A 15,090-nucleotide genomic window follows, 5' to 3' on the forward strand; every position below is an offset into this window, starting at 1 on the left:
GTCCTCAGTATGATGGCGTGAGCGCTCGGCATTGATGGCGTAGGTCCGCTGCTCCGCATCGTAGGAGCACTGCTTTCCGGTCGGAGGGGCAGCCGGTGCATCGGAGGTACAACGTTCTCCGGATGGCGGCATTGCGCAGAGCGATCAACCCATGATCGCCCCGGTTTTTGGAATTCCCCAGATCGCCTGCTTGGGACTCTAATGCGTCATCAGTGATGGCGCCTTTCATGCCCCAATGCAGGACAACGACAATGCATGCCAGACGAATGATCTTGAAAGCTGCCATCGCCTTGGGTCTCGGCGTGGCTGTCGTCTCCGCTCCCGCGCTGATCGGCTCCGGATCAGCACAGGCGCAGGAGAAGATCGTCCGGATTGGCTTCCAGAAATACGGCAAGCTGGTTCTGCTGAAGAGCAAAGGCAGCCTGGAGCCGCGCCTGAAGGCACTCGGCTGGAGCGTCAAGTGGACGGAGTTCTCGGCAGGCCCCGCTTTGCTGGAAGCGATCAATGTCGGCGCGCTCGATTTCGGCAATACCGGCGAGGCACCGCCGATCTTCGCGCAGGCCGCCGGCGCGCCGATCCGCTATGTCGCCTATGAGCCACCGGCGCCGAAGGGCGAAGCGATCCTGGTGCCGAAAGGCAGCCCGCTCAAATCGGTCGTCGAGCTCAAGGGCAAGAAGGTCGCGCTCAACAAGGGCTCCAACGTTCACTATCTGCTCGTCAAGGCGCTGGAGAAAGCGAACGTCAAATATTCCGACATCACGCCGGTGTTCCTGGCGCCGGCTGATGCGCGCGCAGCGTTCGAGCGCGGCGCAGTCGATGCCTGGGTGATCTGGGACCCGTTCCAGGCCGCCGCTGAAGCCGCGATCGAGGCGACGGTTCTCGCCGACGGCACCGATACGGTTTCGAACTACCAGTTCTATCTGTCGTCGCAGAAATTCCTGGAATCCGATCCCAAAGTGGTCGATGCGATTCTCGAAGGCCTGCGGGAAGTCGACGACTGGGCCAAGACAGACATCAAGGCCGTGGCCGAGCAGTTGAGCCCCTCGGTCGGCCTGCCAGTTCCTGTATTGGAAGTCGCGCTCAAGCGGCAGGCCTACGGGATCAAACCGATCGATCGCAAGGTCATCGCCGAGCAGCAGCAACTGGCCGATACGTTTCTCGCGCTCGGACTGATCCCCAAAGCCATCGCCGTAGCCGACGCCGCCGGGACACCTGCACCATGACTGCAGTCGACGACGCGCTCAAGATTCTCTGGTTCCTGCCGACCAGCGGCGACGGCCACTATCTCGGAACCACGGCCGGTGCACGCGAGGTCGATTTCGACTATCTGCGGCAGATTGCGCGCGCCGCGGACAAGCTCGGCTATTACGGGGCCCTGCTCCCGACCGGACGCAATTGCGAAGATTCCTGGGTCATCGCGTCGGCCATCGCGCCGTGGACGGAGCGATTGCGCTATCTCGTCGCAGTGCGGCCCGGACTGCAGTCGCCGACGGTGGCGGCGCGCATGACCGCCACGCTGGATCGCCTGACCAATGGACGGTTGCTCATCAACATCGTGACGGGCGGCGACGCCGTCGAGAACAAGGGCGATGGCGTTTTCCTCGATCACGACGAGCGCTATGAAGTCACCCGGGAATTTCTCAATGTTTACGGTCGGGAGCTCGCCGGCGAAGCCGTTACTGTGGCGGGCAAGCACATCACGGTCGAAGATGGCCGCATTCTCTACCCGCCGATCCAAACGCCCCATCCGCCGTTCTATTTCGGCGGTTCGTCCGATGCCGGCATCGACGTCGCGGTCGATACCGTCGACAAATACCTGACCTGGGGCGAGCCGCCGGCGCAGATCGCAGAGAAGATCGCACGCGTGCGCGGGATCGCCGGGCAGCGCGGCCGCAAGATCACGTTCGGCATTCGGCTGCATGTCATCGTCCGCCATACCAACGAGGCGGCATGGAAGGCCGCCGACGAACTGATAGAGCATCTCACCGACGACACGATCGCATCTGCGCAGCAAATTCTCGGGCGAATGGATTCCGTCGGCCAGCAGCGCATGTCGCAATTGCACGGTGGCCGGCGCGACCGGCTCGAGGTCAGCCCGAATCTGTGGGCCGGCGTCGGCCTGGTGCGTGGCGGCGCCGGCACAGCGCTGGTGGGCGATCCCGCCACGGTCGCCGCACGCATCCGCGAATATCAAGACCTCGGGATCGATACCTTCATCCTGTCCGGCTATCCGCATCTCGAAGAGGCCTACCGGTTTGCCGAACTGGTTTTCCCGCTGTTGTCGCTGCGACGGACCGATAATGTCCGGCAGTTCCGCGCCAATACCGGCCCGTTCGGAGAGCCACTCGCAGATCACCGCCGGACGACCGCAAAAGCTTGATGCGCTGCCGGACTTGATCCCAGCGGCGTAACGACGCCGCCGTATCTGGAGGACACCACGTGACCAAGCAGATTCGCCTCAACGCATTCGCCATGAACTGCGTGGCGCACCAGTCGCCCGGCCTGTGGACGCATCCCGACGATCGCTCCGGCGACTACAATCGCCTGCCCTACTGGCTCGATCTCGCGCGGACGCTGGAACGCGGACGGTTCGACGGACTGTTCCTTGCGGATGTGCTCGGCGTCTATGACGTGTTCGGCGGCAATCCGGACGCGGCATTGCGCAATGCCGCCCAGGTGCCGGTGAACGACCCGTTGCTGCTGGTGTCGGCGATGGCCGCCGTCACCGAGAATCTCGGCTTCGGCGTGACCTGTACGCTGTCCTACGAGCCGCCCTATCCATTCGCCCGCCGGATGTCGACCCTCGATCACCTCACCGATGGCCGCATCGGCTGGAACATCGTCACCGGCTATCTCGACAGCGCCGCCAAAGGCATGGGCAAGGCCAGCCAGAACGCCCATGACGACCGCTACAACGTCGCCGAAGAATATATGGAGGTCGTCTACAAGCTGTGGGAAGGCAGCTGGGAAGACGACGCCGTACAGCGCGACAAGGCGCGCGGCATCTTCGCCGAGCCGTCGCGTGTTCACCGCGTCCAGCATTATGGCGAGAACTATACGCTCGACGCCATCCATCTCTCCGAGCCGTCACCGCAGCGAACGCCGGTGCTGTATCAGGCCGGAACGTCGCTGCGCGGAAAACTGTTCGCCGCGCAACACGCCGAATGCGTGTTCATGTCAGGCCCGTCCGCAAAGGTGATCGCGCCGCGCGTCGCTGCGATCCGCGCGCTTACGGCAGAGACCGGGCGCGACCCGTCGGAAATTCTGATGTTCAGCATGATGACGGTGATCCTCGGCCGCACCGAAGAGGAAGCCGCCGCGAAGCATGCGGAGTATCGTCGCTACATCAACCATGAAGGGGCTCTGACGCTGATGTCCGGCTGGACCGGCGTCGATTTCTCGACCTATGATCTCGACCAGAAGGTGGAGCACGTCCATAACGAGGCCGGCCGCACGGCAATGGACAACATCACCCGCGCCGATCCCGATCGCACCTGGACGGTACGCGAAGTCGCCGAGCATGTCGGCATCGGCGGCATCGGGCCAATCGCGGTCGGAACGCCGGAGCAGGTGGCTGACGCCATCGAGGACTGGGTCGCCCAGACCGACGTCGACGGCCTGAACCTCGCCTTCGCGATCTCGCCGGGAAGCTTCGAGGACATCGTCGATCTCCTGGTGCCGGAACTAACCCGGCGCGGCATCTACAAGAGTGTCTACACGCCCGGCACACTTCGCGAAAAACTGTTCGGTGCCGGTCGCGCACGCCTGCAGGCGCCGCATCCAGCCTCCTCGTTCCGCCCCGCGCCGCCATCCGCTATCGCCGCGGAGTAACGACCCGAATGACTCGACGTCGGCCTTCTGCTCGGGCTGGCACCAAAACAGCAGAGGGATCGACGCATGCGAGGCGCTCTGATCATTCCGGGCCTTCACGGATCACCGGACGGCCACTGGCAGACCCTGTTGCAGAGCCATACGCCGTTTGCGCGCCGCGTCGAGCAGGACGACTGGGACGCGCCTGTGCTCGATCGCTGGGTGGAGCGACTTCTGTCGAGCGCGAATGCCAATCCCGGCGCGATCGCGGTCGCCCACAGTCTCGGCTGTATTCTCATTGCTCATGCAGCGCTCCGGGTGCCGGACGTCAAGATCGGCGGCGCACTTCTGGTCGCACCGGCCGATGTGGAAACGAACACGGATACATTCCCGCAATTGCGCAACTTTGCACCGATGCCGACGACATCCCTGCCGTTTCCGAGCATCGTCGTCGCCAGCAGCAACGATCCCTTCATGTCGCTGCAGCGGGCGCGCATGCTGGCCGCGAGCTGGGGCTCGGACTTCGTCAATATGGGCGATGCCGGCCACATCAATATCGCGTCGGGCTATGGCTGGTGGCCGGCCGCGCATCACCTGGTCGATGCGCTGGCAGCGAAAGCCGAGACGGCACAACGCCCGCCACGGCCACTCCGAAACCGCACGACAGCCAAACGGGTGCCGACGACGTAGAATATTTCAAGCCGTCTTGTCGTTCCGTTCAAACCGATCGTGCCGTCGAACGGCCAGCTATCGCCGCATTCGCAGACGAACGCACGAAGGCACTCTCGATTGCGGGGATCGATGACAACAAAGCCCTGGTGTAGTCATCCGCCGGGTTGGAAAACACCTGATCGACCGGTCCGGCTTCGACGATCCGCCCGCGGTGAAACACCAGCACACGATCGGCGATATGCTGGACGACGCCCAGATCGTGCGAGATGAAGAGCAGCGCGGTGCCGAGGCGCGCCTGCAGTCCGCTCAGCAAATCCAGCACCTGCGCCTGAATTGACACGTCCAGCGCCGACACCGGCTCGTCGCACACAATGATGTCCGGCTCGGCCGCCAGCGCACGTGCAATCGAGACGCGCTGCCGCTGGCCGCCGGACAGGGAGCGCGGATAACGACCGAGATGACCGGCGTTCAGCCCGACCTGCTCGAGCAGCGCGACGATCCGGTCGCGCTTTGTGCGCTCATCGCCGGTCAGGTTTTCGGCGATCACGTCGGCGACGCGATAGCGCGGATCGAAACTGCTGAGTGCATCCTGCGGGATATATTGCAGCCTTGCGCGCAGCGCGCGCCGTTCAGCCTCCGCTACCCCGGACCAGCGCTGCCCAAGCAGGCGCACCTCGCCCTCATCCGGCGCGAGCAATCCGAGCACGATCTTGGCGCATGTCGACTTGCCTGAACCGGACTCGCCGACAATGCCAACGACCTCGCCGGCCTTTACGGCAAAGCTGACCTGGTCCAGCGCCGGAAGCGGCGGCTCTCGGCCTGCCGTCTGCCGCTGGGCGTATCGCTTTGAAATGCGCTCAACCTGGAGCACCAAAGCTTCATCCGACGGCTTTCGAACCGGCAGCGGCTCGCGGACAATGACAGACCCGACGGCGCCATCGCCTTCGAAGCTTGCGACGTCAAACCGCGCGGAGGCGAGCAGATGCCCCTTTGAATCAGCGGATGGAATTGCAGCAAGAAGCTGGCGCGTATAGGGATGGCGCGGACGGCGCAAGACATCCGCCGTAGCTCCACTGTCCACGATGCGGCCGTCGCGCATCACAATCACCCGATCGGCGATTCCAGCCACGACAGCGAGATCATGGCTGATCAGCAGGAGCCCGGCGCCCTCCCGCACGCGCTCGGCCAATACGGCGAGCACCTGTGCCTGGACGGTGACATCCAGCGATGTGGTCGGTTCATCGGCGATAATGAGATCCGGGTCGGCCGCAATGGCCGAGGCGATCAGCGCACGCTGGCGCAAACCGCCGGAGAGCTGATGCGCATATTGTGCAGCTCGATGTTCTGGATCCGGAATGCCGACCTTGCGCAGCACATCACTGACACGTGTGGCAACTGCTTGTCGCCCACGTAATGTCCGATGCGCGGAAAGCACCTCGCCGACCTCCTGGCCGATGGTACGCAGCGGATCCAGCGACACCAGCGCGTCCTGCATGACCAGGCCGGTGACCGTGCCGCGCAGCCTGCGCCAGTCCGCTTCGCGAAACTGCAACGCATTGCGGCCCTTGATCAGGAAGCGATCGGCGTCGATCTCGGCCCCATCGCCGGACAAGTTGAGCAGGCTGCGCGCGGTGATGCTCTTGCCCGATCCGGACTCGCCGACCAGCGCCACGCATTCGCCGCAGCGGATCGTCAGGTCGAAATTACGGACGATGGGTGCGCCGCCATTGGCGCCGGCAAAACCGATCGAGAGCCCCTCAATGTCAATCAGCAGATCATCGGGTTGTGGAACGACCAGATATGGCTTGTCGGTCATGCCAACCGTCCTTCGAACCGTTTCTGGATGGCATTGCCGACCAGCGTGAAAGCGATCACCGTCAGCGTGATGGCCAGGCCGGGAAATACGCCGGGCCACCACGCCACGCGGAGCACATCGCGGCTCTCCGCCAGCATCACGCCCCATTCCGGTGTCGGCGGCTGTGGGCCGAGCCCCAGAAAGCTGAGGCCAGACACCGCAAGGATGGTGTTGCCGATATAGACCGTCGCGATCACCGGCACCGCGACGAGCACATTCGGCAGCACATGGCGGATGAAGATCTGCCAGCGGCCGAGGCCATAGACGACAGCATGCGTCACGTAATCGGCATCGCGCACCAATTGCGTTTGGGCACGGATGACGCGACCGAATTTCGGAATGCCGGCGATGCCCACGGCGATGGCAATGTTGAGCATGCCCTGCCCCAGAAACGTGACCACCAGCATCGCCAGCAGCACGCCGGGGAATGACGACAGCACGTCGAACACGCGCGATGTCGTCTCGTCGAGGAAACGGTTGCGTTGTCCGGCGAGAATGCCAAGCACGATGCCGAAGGCCAGACTGATCGCCATGCCGCCGATTCCGATCAACAGTGAATAGCGCGTACCATGGATGGTCCGCGCGAACACGTCGCGGCCGAGCCGGTCAGTGCCGAACAGATGCTCCCAGCTCGGCGGCTTCAGCCCCAAAGCATAATCGCCGATCAGCGGATCGAACTGGGTGAAAACACGTGGGAATGCCGCGGCCAGAAACAGCACGAATAGAAACGCCAGCGAGATCGCAAGGCCCGGCGACAGCAATCGCGGCGCGATCACGGCCGCCGTCGTCACCGGCTCCCCCGCGCCGGGCGGATTAACCTGCGGGTCAAGCGCGATGGACAGCTCCGCGAGCGGACGGGTTTGCACGTTCATTGCGCCCTCAGTCTCGGATCGATCAGCAGATACAGGATGTCGAGCAAGGTCGACGCGGCGACATGGATGAAAGCGGCCAGCAACACCACGGCCAGCACCACCGGCACGTCATGGGTTAGCACGGCGCCGAGCGTCACGGTCCCGAGACCCGGACGCCCGAACACTTTCTCCGTGATCACGGCGCCGCCGAGCAATCCACCGATCAGCCAGCCGCCGAGCGTCACTGCCGGCAGCAAGGCATGCCGCAGCACATGGCGTGCGCGTATCACGAGTTCGCCGACGCCGCGCGAACGCACGGTGGTGACGAAGGGCTGATCGAGCGTCTTCTCCATCGCCTCACGCAGCACCTGCGCCAGGAGGCCCGCCGTCGGCAATGCCAGTGTCAAGGACGGCAGCACGATCGACTTCCAGCCGCTGGCGCCGGATACCGGAAACCAGCGCAGCGTGAAGGAGAACGCCATCAGCAGCAGGATGCCGAGCCAGAACACCGGCGTCGACGCGAACACCAGTTCCAGAAAGGATGCGATCTGGCGCGAGATGCGCCCGCGCCCTGCCGTCAGCAAGGCGAGCCCGACTGCGATCACGATGGCCAGAAGTCCGCCGAGCAGCGCAAGCCGTACTGTCGGCATCAATTGCGATCCCACGACCTCGGTGACTGGCTGACGCAGCACATAGGATGTGCCGAAATCGCCCTGCAGGATGCGCCAAAGAAAATCCAGGTACTGCGCGGGCAGACTGCGATCGAGCCCCCACTCCGCCGCAATCGCCTCGCGCAGCCCTGGATATTCCTGATCGCCCGCCAGGATATCCTGGATGCGCCCCGGCAAGGCGTGCAGCGCCAGGAATGCCGCCGTTACGCTTGCCCAGGCCACCACGAGACTGGTGAGCAATCTGGAAATGATACGAGACCACATGATCTCGTCTACTTCGCCAGCCAGAAGTCGTAGGCACTCGATGGCGAGTCCAGGCCCGCCTCGAAGCCCAGCCCGTTGACATTGTTCTTCGCCGCCAGAAACCAGCTCGGAGCGAACATCGGCACGATGAAGGCCTGATCGACGCCGAGTCTCTGGATTTCATCGGTAAGAGCGCGCTTCTTCGCCGCATCTGTCGAGCGCAGCGCTTCGTCGATCAGGCCCGTGATCTGAGGATCCGGATTGGCAATGTTGGAATACAGAAACCCTTTGGAGCCGAGCATGTCCCACAATTCCCGCGCCGGATCCGATGGATTGTCGGTGTTCGGATAGATCGTCCAATCGCCATTGGCGTTGTTCTTGGCATATTCGCCGGCGGTGACGATGCGCAGATTGAGATCAAAGCCGATATTCTTGCGCAGGGCGGCCTGGATGCCCTGGATCAGCACCTCGCGGTTGTCGCGGACATAAGGCTGCGGATAGCCGACGTCGATCTTCAGGCGCACGCCGTTCTTGGTGCGGAAGCCCTCAGAATCGCGGCCGGTCCAGCCGGCTTCGTCGAGCAGCTTGTTGGCGCCTGCGATATCGTTGCCCCACGCACCGACCAGCGCCTTGTTATAGGCCGGGTTGGCCGGGCCGATGATGGACCATGCACGCGGCACGGTGCCGAGATAGACCTGCTTGACCAGCGGCTCGAGATCGAAACCGTCTCGCAGCGCGCGCCGCACTCGCACGTCATTCGCAGGCGGAATGGTGTAATTGATGTTGAACGTGAATGACGTACTGGCGCCGGACGGGCCGGTCAGCAATTTGAACTCGGCCTGGTCCGCGAACAGCGCCACATCGGTCGGCTGCACGCCTTCTATTAGATCGACCTGTCCCGATGTCAGCGCGCCGGCCCGCACCGCAGCCTCCGGCAGGAACCGCAGTGTCACGCGATCCAGATAGGCCGGGCCGGTATGTGCCGCATAACCCGGCCCCCACTTGTAATCCTTGTTGCGAACGAACACGGCCGACTGGCCGCGGCTGTAGCGCTCGAACACAAAGGGACCCGTGCCTGCGAGCAGCGGGCCGCCGCCGCACAGGTCACCCTTGGCGAGGGCCTTTGGCGAGATGATGCCCAGCTTGACGTTGGACGTGGACTCCAGGAACGTCGAATCCGGCTGCGTCAAAATGAGTTTGACGACATAGGGCGACACCACTTCGGCGCGATCGAAATATTGCAGCAGCGCGGCTGCATTGGCGGCATTTTCCGGATTCTTGACGAAATCGAAATTCGCCTTCACCGCCGCCGCGTCGAACTTCTCGCCATCATGGAAGACGACATCCTCGCGCAGCTTGTACGCATATTCCTTGCCGTCCGGCGAGATCGACCACTCCGTCGCCAGCCACGGCGCGAAGCTGCCATCGGTCTTCTTGCCAACCAGCGAGTCGATATAGTTGCGCGCCACGAAAAATGCGGCCTGCTGCGACGAGCGATGCGGGTCGAAACAGCTCGGTTCGGTCGCAACGCCCCATGTGATGGCGCCGCCCGAAACCGGCTTGCTCTCCTGCGCCTGCGCAAGCTGCCCGCCAAGCATGACCGATACGATGGCGATCGACGCGCGTGCCGAAATACTAATCTTCCTCATTGGGGACCGTCCGTTGGTGTTTTTCACTACCAACCGCAGCAGCAACGTCTCGCATTTTCTGAAGTGATCAATGACATGGAGTTGCCACTTCATCTGAGCTTTGCAACGCGGTAGCAATTTGCAGCGCGATCTAAATCTGCAATCCGCGCAAAGACAATGCACTTCACGCGATCTCACCGTCGCGACATCAAGTTTGAAAAATCATTCGCGATGCGATGCGATCAGTGGGCGAATGTCATACGCGAAAGCCCGAATGCAACTGGATCGCTCTCCGCCTCGCCCATCAGGAATGCTCCATGAGTGAACGCAAACTGCATCTCAACGTGAACCTGCTCCATTCCGGGGTCTATGCATCGGCCTGGCGGCTACCTGACAGCGATCCCGGCGCATTCTATGACGTGCAGCATTATGTGAATGTCGCGAAGATCGCCGAGCGCGGAAAGTTCGACGCGATCTTTCTCGCCGACACGCCGGCCATCACCGACCGCATCGACCTGCGGCCGTTTCAATCCATGGAGCCGACCATCGTTCTGGCAAGCGTGGCTGCCGCGACCACGCATATCGGCCTGATCGCCACCGCATCCACGACCTATAACGAGCCGTACAATATCGCGCGGCGCTTCGCGACGCTCGACCACGCAAGCGGCGGTCGCGTCGGCTGGAATGCCGTCACCACGGCGGACGCATCCGCGAGCCGCAATTTCGGCCTGTCGAACGTGCTCGAACACAGCTTGCGCTACGAACGCGCAAAGGAATTCGCCGAGGTCGTGCACGCGCTGTGGGATAGCTGGGAAGACGATGCCTTTGTCGGCGACAAAGCGACGGCGCGTTTCGTCGATATATCGAAGGTCCACGCCATCGATCATCGCGGCACGCACTACACCGTGGCTGGCGCGCTGACCGTGCCGCGCTCGCCGCAGGGCCGGCCAATCACCGTGCAGGCCGGCGGTTCAAGCGACGGCCGCGACCTCGCGGCGGCTCAGGCCGATGCGGTGTTCACGCTATCGCAATCGATCGAGGACGGCGTCGCCTATGCGCGCGATCTGCGGGCGCGGGCCGTCGCCTATGGTCGCCCGTCGGATTCCATCGTGATCCTGCCGGGCCTCGCGACCATCATCGGCAGCACCGAGGCCGAGGCACAGCGAAGGCAGGACGAGCTGTGGGACCTGGTGCCGATCCAGTACAGCCTGTCGCGACTGGCAGGAACACTGCATGTCTCGCCCGACATCCTCGAACTCGACAAGCCATTGCCGGACATTCCACTACCGGCCAATGCCAACCAGACGATGTTCAAGGGCACCGTCGCCATGGCCCGCAAGGATAACCTGACGGTGCGGCAACTGCTCAAGGCGCTGGGCGGCGGCGTCGGCCATCGCATCATCGTCGGAACGCCCGAGGCGATCGCCGACGATATCGAGGCCTGGTTCAGGGCCGGCGCCGCCGATGGCTTCAACCTGATGCCTGACGTGTTGCCGACTGGTCTGGCCGTGTTCGTCGACGAAGTCGTCCCTCTGCTGCAGAAGCGCGGCATCTTCCGCCGCGACTACGAGGGCACCACGCTACGCGACCACTTCGGACTGGAACGTCCGCCCAGCCGCTATGCCAAGCGCCCTGCAGCGGCCGTCACGGCGTGATATCACCTCAAGTGACTGCTCCCGCCGCGATCGACGGGAGCAGTCATGATCGCGCTAGCCCGCCCTATGGCGCGTGGAACACCAGCGCCCGCAGCTCGATGCTCTCGCGCGGCGGCGCATCCGCAGGCGCGGTCGGATCGGCAAAGGCCGTATGCGGAGCGAAACGTGCCACGCCATCTTTGGTCGATTCGTAGCACTTCAGCAGCAATATCTCGTCAGGCGTCATATCCGGTACGTAATACCAGCGATGCTGCGGATTGAATTTCACCGCATAGGTTTCACCGACCCGGTGCTGATAGACCAGATCCGCTCCAACGAGTTCGTCGAAGCGAACGGTCCGCGCATCGGCGACCGCCAGCGGTGAATCCTTCAACGGGCCGCGGATCGGACGCCACAGATTGATGATCTGCACACGCCCCTTGAGCAATTCTTCTGCGTCTTCCGGGAGCAGATCGCGGACACGTTGCGGACCCGATCTATCGGTGTGATCGACATGCACCCGGGCGACGGGCTGGCGCGGGCCGTCGCCGCGGTCATTGACGCCGTCGACGCGCTTGCGCACGGTATGATCGAAGATGAAGACGCGGCTCGCGCCGGTGATGTCCTTCAGCAGCTTCTCGGCTTCCGGATAGTAGACGCTCTTGACGTTCTCATCGTCGTAGAAGTCGGAGACCGCGCTGTGCTGGTGCGCCACCGCAAAGCCATGTTCGTCGAGCGACCACTGATCGATGCTCGGCCGCGCATCATGGATCGCAACCGCATGCGGCTCCGGTTCCGCAGTGGAGCGCGGCTCGCCGGCCGGAGGATCGAACGTATAGGTACGAGGGCGGCCATTGATCGGTGCCAGGTAGTTCAGATCCGCGGTGACGAATGCACCGGCCGTAATCTTCTCGTTGAGCAATCCCATGATGGTTCTCCCGATTGACATGGGCTCATCACGCATTTCATGCGGCCCATTTGCTTCAATCTGATCCTGGCGACCCGCCGCGCCAATGGTGCGCTTCAAATAAGAACGTCATTTCCCGACAGCGTGACAACGGATGATGCGATTTCAGCATCGGTATCGATTGAAGATGTTTAATGTTGTGACCACGACCATCGTGAACGACGTTCAGCATCGGTGCTTCCACGCAAGGCGGGACATCGCACGCATCCGCAAGCATTTACGCCTCGTGACCGACGCTCCGAAAGAAGGATTGGAAGCCGTTCGGCCCAACTTTGGAATTCCCAAGCGCGCTGTGTGGAGCGTTAATGGGTATCTTCAGGAGTCGAATTGATGTCACATCCGCCGCTTCTCGCCGTCGCCATCGCAGGCGCGCTCGCGTTTGCAACCGCCGTCGAGACCTATCACGCCGCCCACCAGCCCAAGACTGACATGTCCCGCAATGCTGCAGCCACAGTGACACCGGTCCAGCAACTCGATCGCGCCTTGCAGGCCCTCCGCCTCGATACTGCCAGAGACAACGCGTCAGCCATGTAGACGGGAGAAAGGACCAAGGCATGTATCTCGAAAAGATGATCGCTTTGGTACTGGGACACGCGACCTTCCTCAGCCTGTTCGTGTGGTGGTTTCGCTAGGCGGAGGTGTGCTCCGCGATCAGAGTCGAATCGTAACCCAGTGCATCGGCCTGCAGGACCAGCGCCTTGTTGCGCTCCCATGACGCATCATACGGCTCATCAGGATCCTGATGCGACGCCCGTGGCCCATGCACCGGTGCCCAGACGCCGAATCGAAGAGGATGCGTGCTCATTGTCTGCCTCATATTCACGTCGCTCGCGCTATAAGACGACCCGTGTACGACAATGCAGGCATCGCTATGCGCTCACGACATCGGCGACAAAATAGCGTGAATCGAACGAGAAACTTCTTCCTCACATGACGCACGACAACGCAAGAAAATTCCACTGCGCCTCTGGTCAACTGAATTTCGAGGCCGCGCGCAGCTTCATTTTCTAAAATGAAGCTGCGCAAAAGATCGTTCGTCTCTCAATCGCATCGCTCGAATATCAAACTGATCTAATATCGTGCGGAGAATGATTTCGCCGAAGAAACCGAAGACGCTGTGCTTTTTGTTGCTCTATCATCCCCGCTGAATTTCAGAACTGCAGCAATGGATGGCAGAGTGAGCAACGTCGACTACGTCATTCAACCGGAGTATCGCGCGGCGGCCACGCCGGCACCTGCGCGCCAGGCTTCCGCCATTGCCAAACCCGGCCTGAAGCCGAATTTGATCGTCCTGTCCTGGATCGCGCCAGTAGTCCTCATCGTTGTGTGGGAAGCGCTGGCGCAGGCAGGCTGGCTCTCGCCGCAAGTGCTTCCCGCACCCTCGAAGGTGCTACGCACGGCATGGAAGCTGACTTTATCCGGCTCGCTGCTGAACGATCTCGGCGTCAGCCTGCTGCGTGCGGCCGCAGGCTTTGCAATCGGCGGCAGCATCGGCTTCATCCTCGGCACCCTGGTAGGCTTCTCGCGCATCGCAGAAGCATTGATCGATCGCAGCGTGCAGATGATCCGCGCGATCCCGTTCCTCGCTCTCGTGCCCCTCGTTATCGTCTGGTTTGGCGTCGGCGAAGGACAGAAGATCTTTCTGGTCTCGCTCGGCGTCGCCTTCCCGATCTATATCAACACCACCCTCGGCATTCGCCAGATCGATCCAAAGCTGATCGAGCTTGGCCGCGTCCAGGGGCTGTCCACGCTGCAATTGATCCAACGCATCATCCTGCCCGGCGCGCTGCCGTCGATCCTCACCGGTGTCCGCTATTCGCTGGCAACGGCATGGCTGGCACTTGTGGTGGCCGAGACCGTCGGCGCGCAATCAGGCCTCGGGTTCCTCGCCATGGACGCCCGCGAATTCCTGCGCACAGACGTGATCGTGCTCACCATCGTGATCTACGCGCTGATCGGTGTTGCCGCCGACTCCATCGCCCGGCTGCTCGAACGCAGGCTGCTCGCCTGGCATCCGAACTACAGCAAGGGCCCACGATCATGAGCCCGACATCCCTGACATCAAGCGAAACAGCCGTAACCGTCAGCGGCCTGACGCGCGCCTATGGACCGCGGGTGGTGATCGACAGGCTGGATCTACGCATCGGGCGCGGTGAATTCGTTGCGCTTCTTGGCGAAAGCGGCTGCGGCAAGACGACGTTGCTGCGCGCCCTCGCCGGCCTCGATCCGATCCAGGGCGGGCATATCGATGCGCCGGGACGACCTGCCGTGGTGTTTCAGGAACATCGCCTGCTGCCGTGGGATACGCTCTGGCAGAATGTCTCGCTCGGACTTCCCGGCGCGGATCCGCGCAAGCGTGCCGCCGCTGCTCTGGTCGAGGTCGGGCTCGGCGACCGGCTGGACGACTGGCCGCGCAATCTGTCCGGCGGACAGGCGCAGCGCGTCGCCCTCGCCCGCGCGCTGGTGCAGGAGCCCCGGCTGCTGTTGCTGGACGAGCCCTTCGCGGCACTCGACGCACTGACGCGAATTCGCATGCATGTGCTGGTCAAGGAGCTTGTTGCCCGCCACCAGCCCGGCGTGCTTCTCGTTACACATGACGTCGATGAAGCAATTGCTCTGGCTGACCGAATTCTGGTGATGCGCAACGGGGTCATCGCCTCCGAGCATCGCGCCGACACGCGTGGCGAGCCCGCCGCATCCCGCGTTCAACTGCTTCGCGAACTTGGCGTCGCCACCAATCTCCAGGTCGCCTGATTCCA

At 62.8% G+C, this 15,090-nt stretch carries 13 protein-coding genes and 1 pseudogene; 8 read left to right on the forward strand and 6 right to left on the reverse strand.

Features of this window, described 5'->3' with window-relative positions:
* The first annotated feature begins 251 nt into the window (after positions 1 to 251).
* From ACEK02_RS05390 to ACEK02_RS05405, 4 genes are all read left to right on the forward strand, one after another.
* A complete protein-coding gene (locus tag ACEK02_RS05390) occupies positions 252 to 1,223 on the forward strand; it encodes a sulfonate ABC transporter substrate-binding protein (protein WP_371420770.1) in 972 nt (323 codons plus the stop codon).
* Positions 1,220 to 2,380: an FMNH2-dependent alkanesulfonate monooxygenase gene (ssuD, locus tag ACEK02_RS05395; RefSeq protein WP_371420771.1), complete on the forward strand. Its 1,161-nt coding sequence runs from the start codon at positions 1,220 to 1,222 to the stop codon at positions 2,378 to 2,380. Before ACEK02_RS05390 ends, ssuD begins: the two co-directional genes overlap by 4 nt.
* Before the next feature lie 59 nt (positions 2,381 to 2,439).
* Positions 2,440 to 3,831 carry an LLM class flavin-dependent oxidoreductase gene (locus tag ACEK02_RS05400; RefSeq protein ID WP_371420772.1) on the forward strand — a complete coding sequence of 464 codons (1,392 nt, stop codon included), beginning with the start codon at positions 2,440 to 2,442 and terminating at the stop codon, positions 3,829 to 3,831.
* A 66-nt stretch (positions 3,832 to 3,897) separates the two neighbouring features.
* On the forward strand, positions 3,898 to 4,500 hold the full coding sequence (locus ACEK02_RS05405) for an RBBP9/YdeN family alpha/beta hydrolase (protein WP_371420773.1): 603 nt from the start codon (positions 3,898 to 3,900) through the stop codon (positions 4,498 to 4,500).
* A 28-nt stretch (positions 4,501 to 4,528) separates the two neighbouring features.
* Here the strand turns inward: ACEK02_RS05405 and ACEK02_RS05410 are convergent, their stop codons facing one another.
* The 4 genes from ACEK02_RS05410 to ACEK02_RS05425 are packed head-to-tail and all read right to left on the reverse strand — an operon-like array spanning position 4,529 to position 9,751.
* Positions 4,529 to 6,298 (reverse strand): dipeptide ABC transporter ATP-binding protein, encoded by a 1,770-nt coding sequence (locus ACEK02_RS05410; protein WP_371420774.1) that lies wholly within the window; start codon positions 6,296 to 6,298, stop codon positions 4,529 to 4,531.
* Entirely contained in the window at positions 6,295 to 7,209 is a 915-nt protein-coding gene (locus ACEK02_RS05415; protein WP_371420775.1) for an ABC transporter permease, read from the reverse strand. Before ACEK02_RS05415 ends, ACEK02_RS05410 begins: the two co-directional genes overlap by 4 nt.
* The gene (locus ACEK02_RS05420) at positions 7,206 to 8,123 is read right to left on the reverse strand and encodes an ABC transporter permease (protein WP_371420776.1); all 918 of its coding nucleotides are present in this window, start codon (positions 8,121 to 8,123) and stop codon (positions 7,206 to 7,208) included. The genes ACEK02_RS05415 and ACEK02_RS05420 overlap by 4 nt, the downstream gene beginning before the upstream one ends.
* Before the next feature lie 8 nt (positions 8,124 to 8,131).
* Positions 8,132 to 9,751: an ABC transporter substrate-binding protein gene (locus tag ACEK02_RS05425; protein ID WP_371420777.1), complete on the reverse strand. Its 1,620-nt coding sequence runs from the start codon at positions 9,749 to 9,751 to the stop codon at positions 8,132 to 8,134.
* Between the two features lie 296 nt (positions 9,752 to 10,047).
* Here ACEK02_RS05425 and ACEK02_RS05430 point away from each other — a divergent pair, with 296 nt between their 5' ends.
* Complete coding sequence (locus ACEK02_RS05430) at positions 10,048 to 11,385, forward strand: LLM class flavin-dependent oxidoreductase (protein ID WP_371420778.1); 1,338 nt, start codon at positions 10,048 to 10,050, stop codon at positions 11,383 to 11,385.
* A 64-nt stretch (positions 11,386 to 11,449) separates the two neighbouring features.
* Here ACEK02_RS05430 and ACEK02_RS05435 read toward each other — a convergent pair whose 3' ends face one another.
* Positions 11,450 to 12,292, reverse strand: a complete 843-nt coding sequence (locus tag ACEK02_RS05435) for a CmcJ/NvfI family oxidoreductase (RefSeq protein ID WP_371420779.1) — start codon at positions 12,290 to 12,292, stop codon at positions 11,450 to 11,452.
* 369 nt (positions 12,293 to 12,661) lie between these two features.
* On the opposite strand from ACEK02_RS05435, the gene ACEK02_RS05440 reads away from it, so the two are divergent.
* Complete coding sequence (locus ACEK02_RS05440; protein WP_371420780.1) at positions 12,662 to 12,865, forward strand: hypothetical protein; 204 nt, start codon at positions 12,662 to 12,664, stop codon at positions 12,863 to 12,865.
* A 103-nt stretch (positions 12,866 to 12,968) separates the two neighbouring features.
* Here ACEK02_RS05440 and ACEK02_RS05445 read toward each other — a convergent pair.
* Positions 12,969 to 13,136: pseudogene (locus ACEK02_RS05445) on the reverse strand (alkanesulfonate monooxygenase); the annotation flags it as partial.
* Positions 13,137 to 13,496: 360 nt separating this feature from the next.
* Here ACEK02_RS05445 and ACEK02_RS05450 point away from each other — a divergent pair.
* Together ACEK02_RS05450 and ACEK02_RS05455 are read left to right on the forward strand one after the other, a co-directional pair.
* The gene (locus tag ACEK02_RS05450) at positions 13,497 to 14,375 is read left to right on the forward strand and encodes an ABC transporter permease subunit (RefSeq protein ID WP_371420781.1); all 879 of its coding nucleotides are present in this window, start codon (positions 13,497 to 13,499) and stop codon (positions 14,373 to 14,375) included.
* A complete protein-coding gene (locus ACEK02_RS05455) occupies positions 14,372 to 15,085 on the forward strand; it encodes an ABC transporter ATP-binding protein (RefSeq protein ID WP_371420782.1) in 714 nt (237 codons plus the stop codon). Before ACEK02_RS05450 ends, ACEK02_RS05455 begins: the two co-directional genes overlap by 4 nt.
* Positions 15,086 to 15,090 lie beyond the last annotated feature (5 nt).

The sequence above is a fragment of the Tardiphaga sp. genome (genome assembly GCF_041424195.1).
Lineage (GTDB): Bacteria > Pseudomonadota > Alphaproteobacteria > Rhizobiales > Xanthobacteraceae > Tardiphaga.

What these genes read in the sequence shown, in the direction of transcription:
- ACEK02_RS05390 (WP_371420770.1), top strand. Translation starts at nt 252, where the DNA reads ATGCATGCCAGACGAATGATCTTGAAAGCTGCCATCGCCTTGGGTCTC.
- ssuD (WP_371420771.1), top strand. Translation starts at nt 1,220, where the DNA reads ATGACTGCAGTCGACGACGCGCTCAAGATTCTCTGGTTCCTGCCGACC.
- ACEK02_RS05405 (WP_371420773.1), top strand. Translation starts at nt 3,898, where the DNA reads ATGCGAGGCGCTCTGATCATTCCGGGCCTTCACGGATCACCGGACGGC.
- ACEK02_RS05410 (WP_371420774.1), bottom strand. Translation starts at nt 6,298, where the DNA reads ATGACCGACAAGCCATATCTGGTCGTTCCACAACCCGATGATCTGCTG.
- ACEK02_RS05415 (WP_371420775.1), bottom strand. Translation starts at nt 7,209, where the DNA reads ATGAACGTGCAAACCCGTCCGCTCGCGGAGCTGTCCATCGCGCTTGAC.
- ACEK02_RS05420 (WP_371420776.1), bottom strand. Translation starts at nt 8,123, where the DNA reads ATGTGGTCTCGTATCATTTCCAGATTGCTCACCAGTCTCGTGGTGGCC.
- ACEK02_RS05425 (WP_371420777.1), bottom strand. Translation starts at nt 9,751, where the DNA reads ATGAGGAAGATTAGTATTTCGGCACGCGCGTCGATCGCCATCGTATCG.
- ACEK02_RS05430 (WP_371420778.1), top strand. Translation starts at nt 10,048, where the DNA reads ATGAGTGAACGCAAACTGCATCTCAACGTGAACCTGCTCCATTCCGGG.
- ACEK02_RS05435 (WP_371420779.1), bottom strand. Translation starts at nt 12,292, where the DNA reads ATGGGATTGCTCAACGAGAAGATTACGGCCGGTGCATTCGTCACCGCG.
- ACEK02_RS05440 (WP_371420780.1), top strand. Translation starts at nt 12,662, where the DNA reads ATGTCACATCCGCCGCTTCTCGCCGTCGCCATCGCAGGCGCGCTCGCG.
- ACEK02_RS05450 (WP_371420781.1), top strand. Translation starts at nt 13,497, where the DNA reads ATGGATGGCAGAGTGAGCAACGTCGACTACGTCATTCAACCGGAGTAT.
- ACEK02_RS05455 (WP_371420782.1), top strand. Translation starts at nt 14,372, where the DNA reads ATGAGCCCGACATCCCTGACATCAAGCGAAACAGCCGTAACCGTCAGC.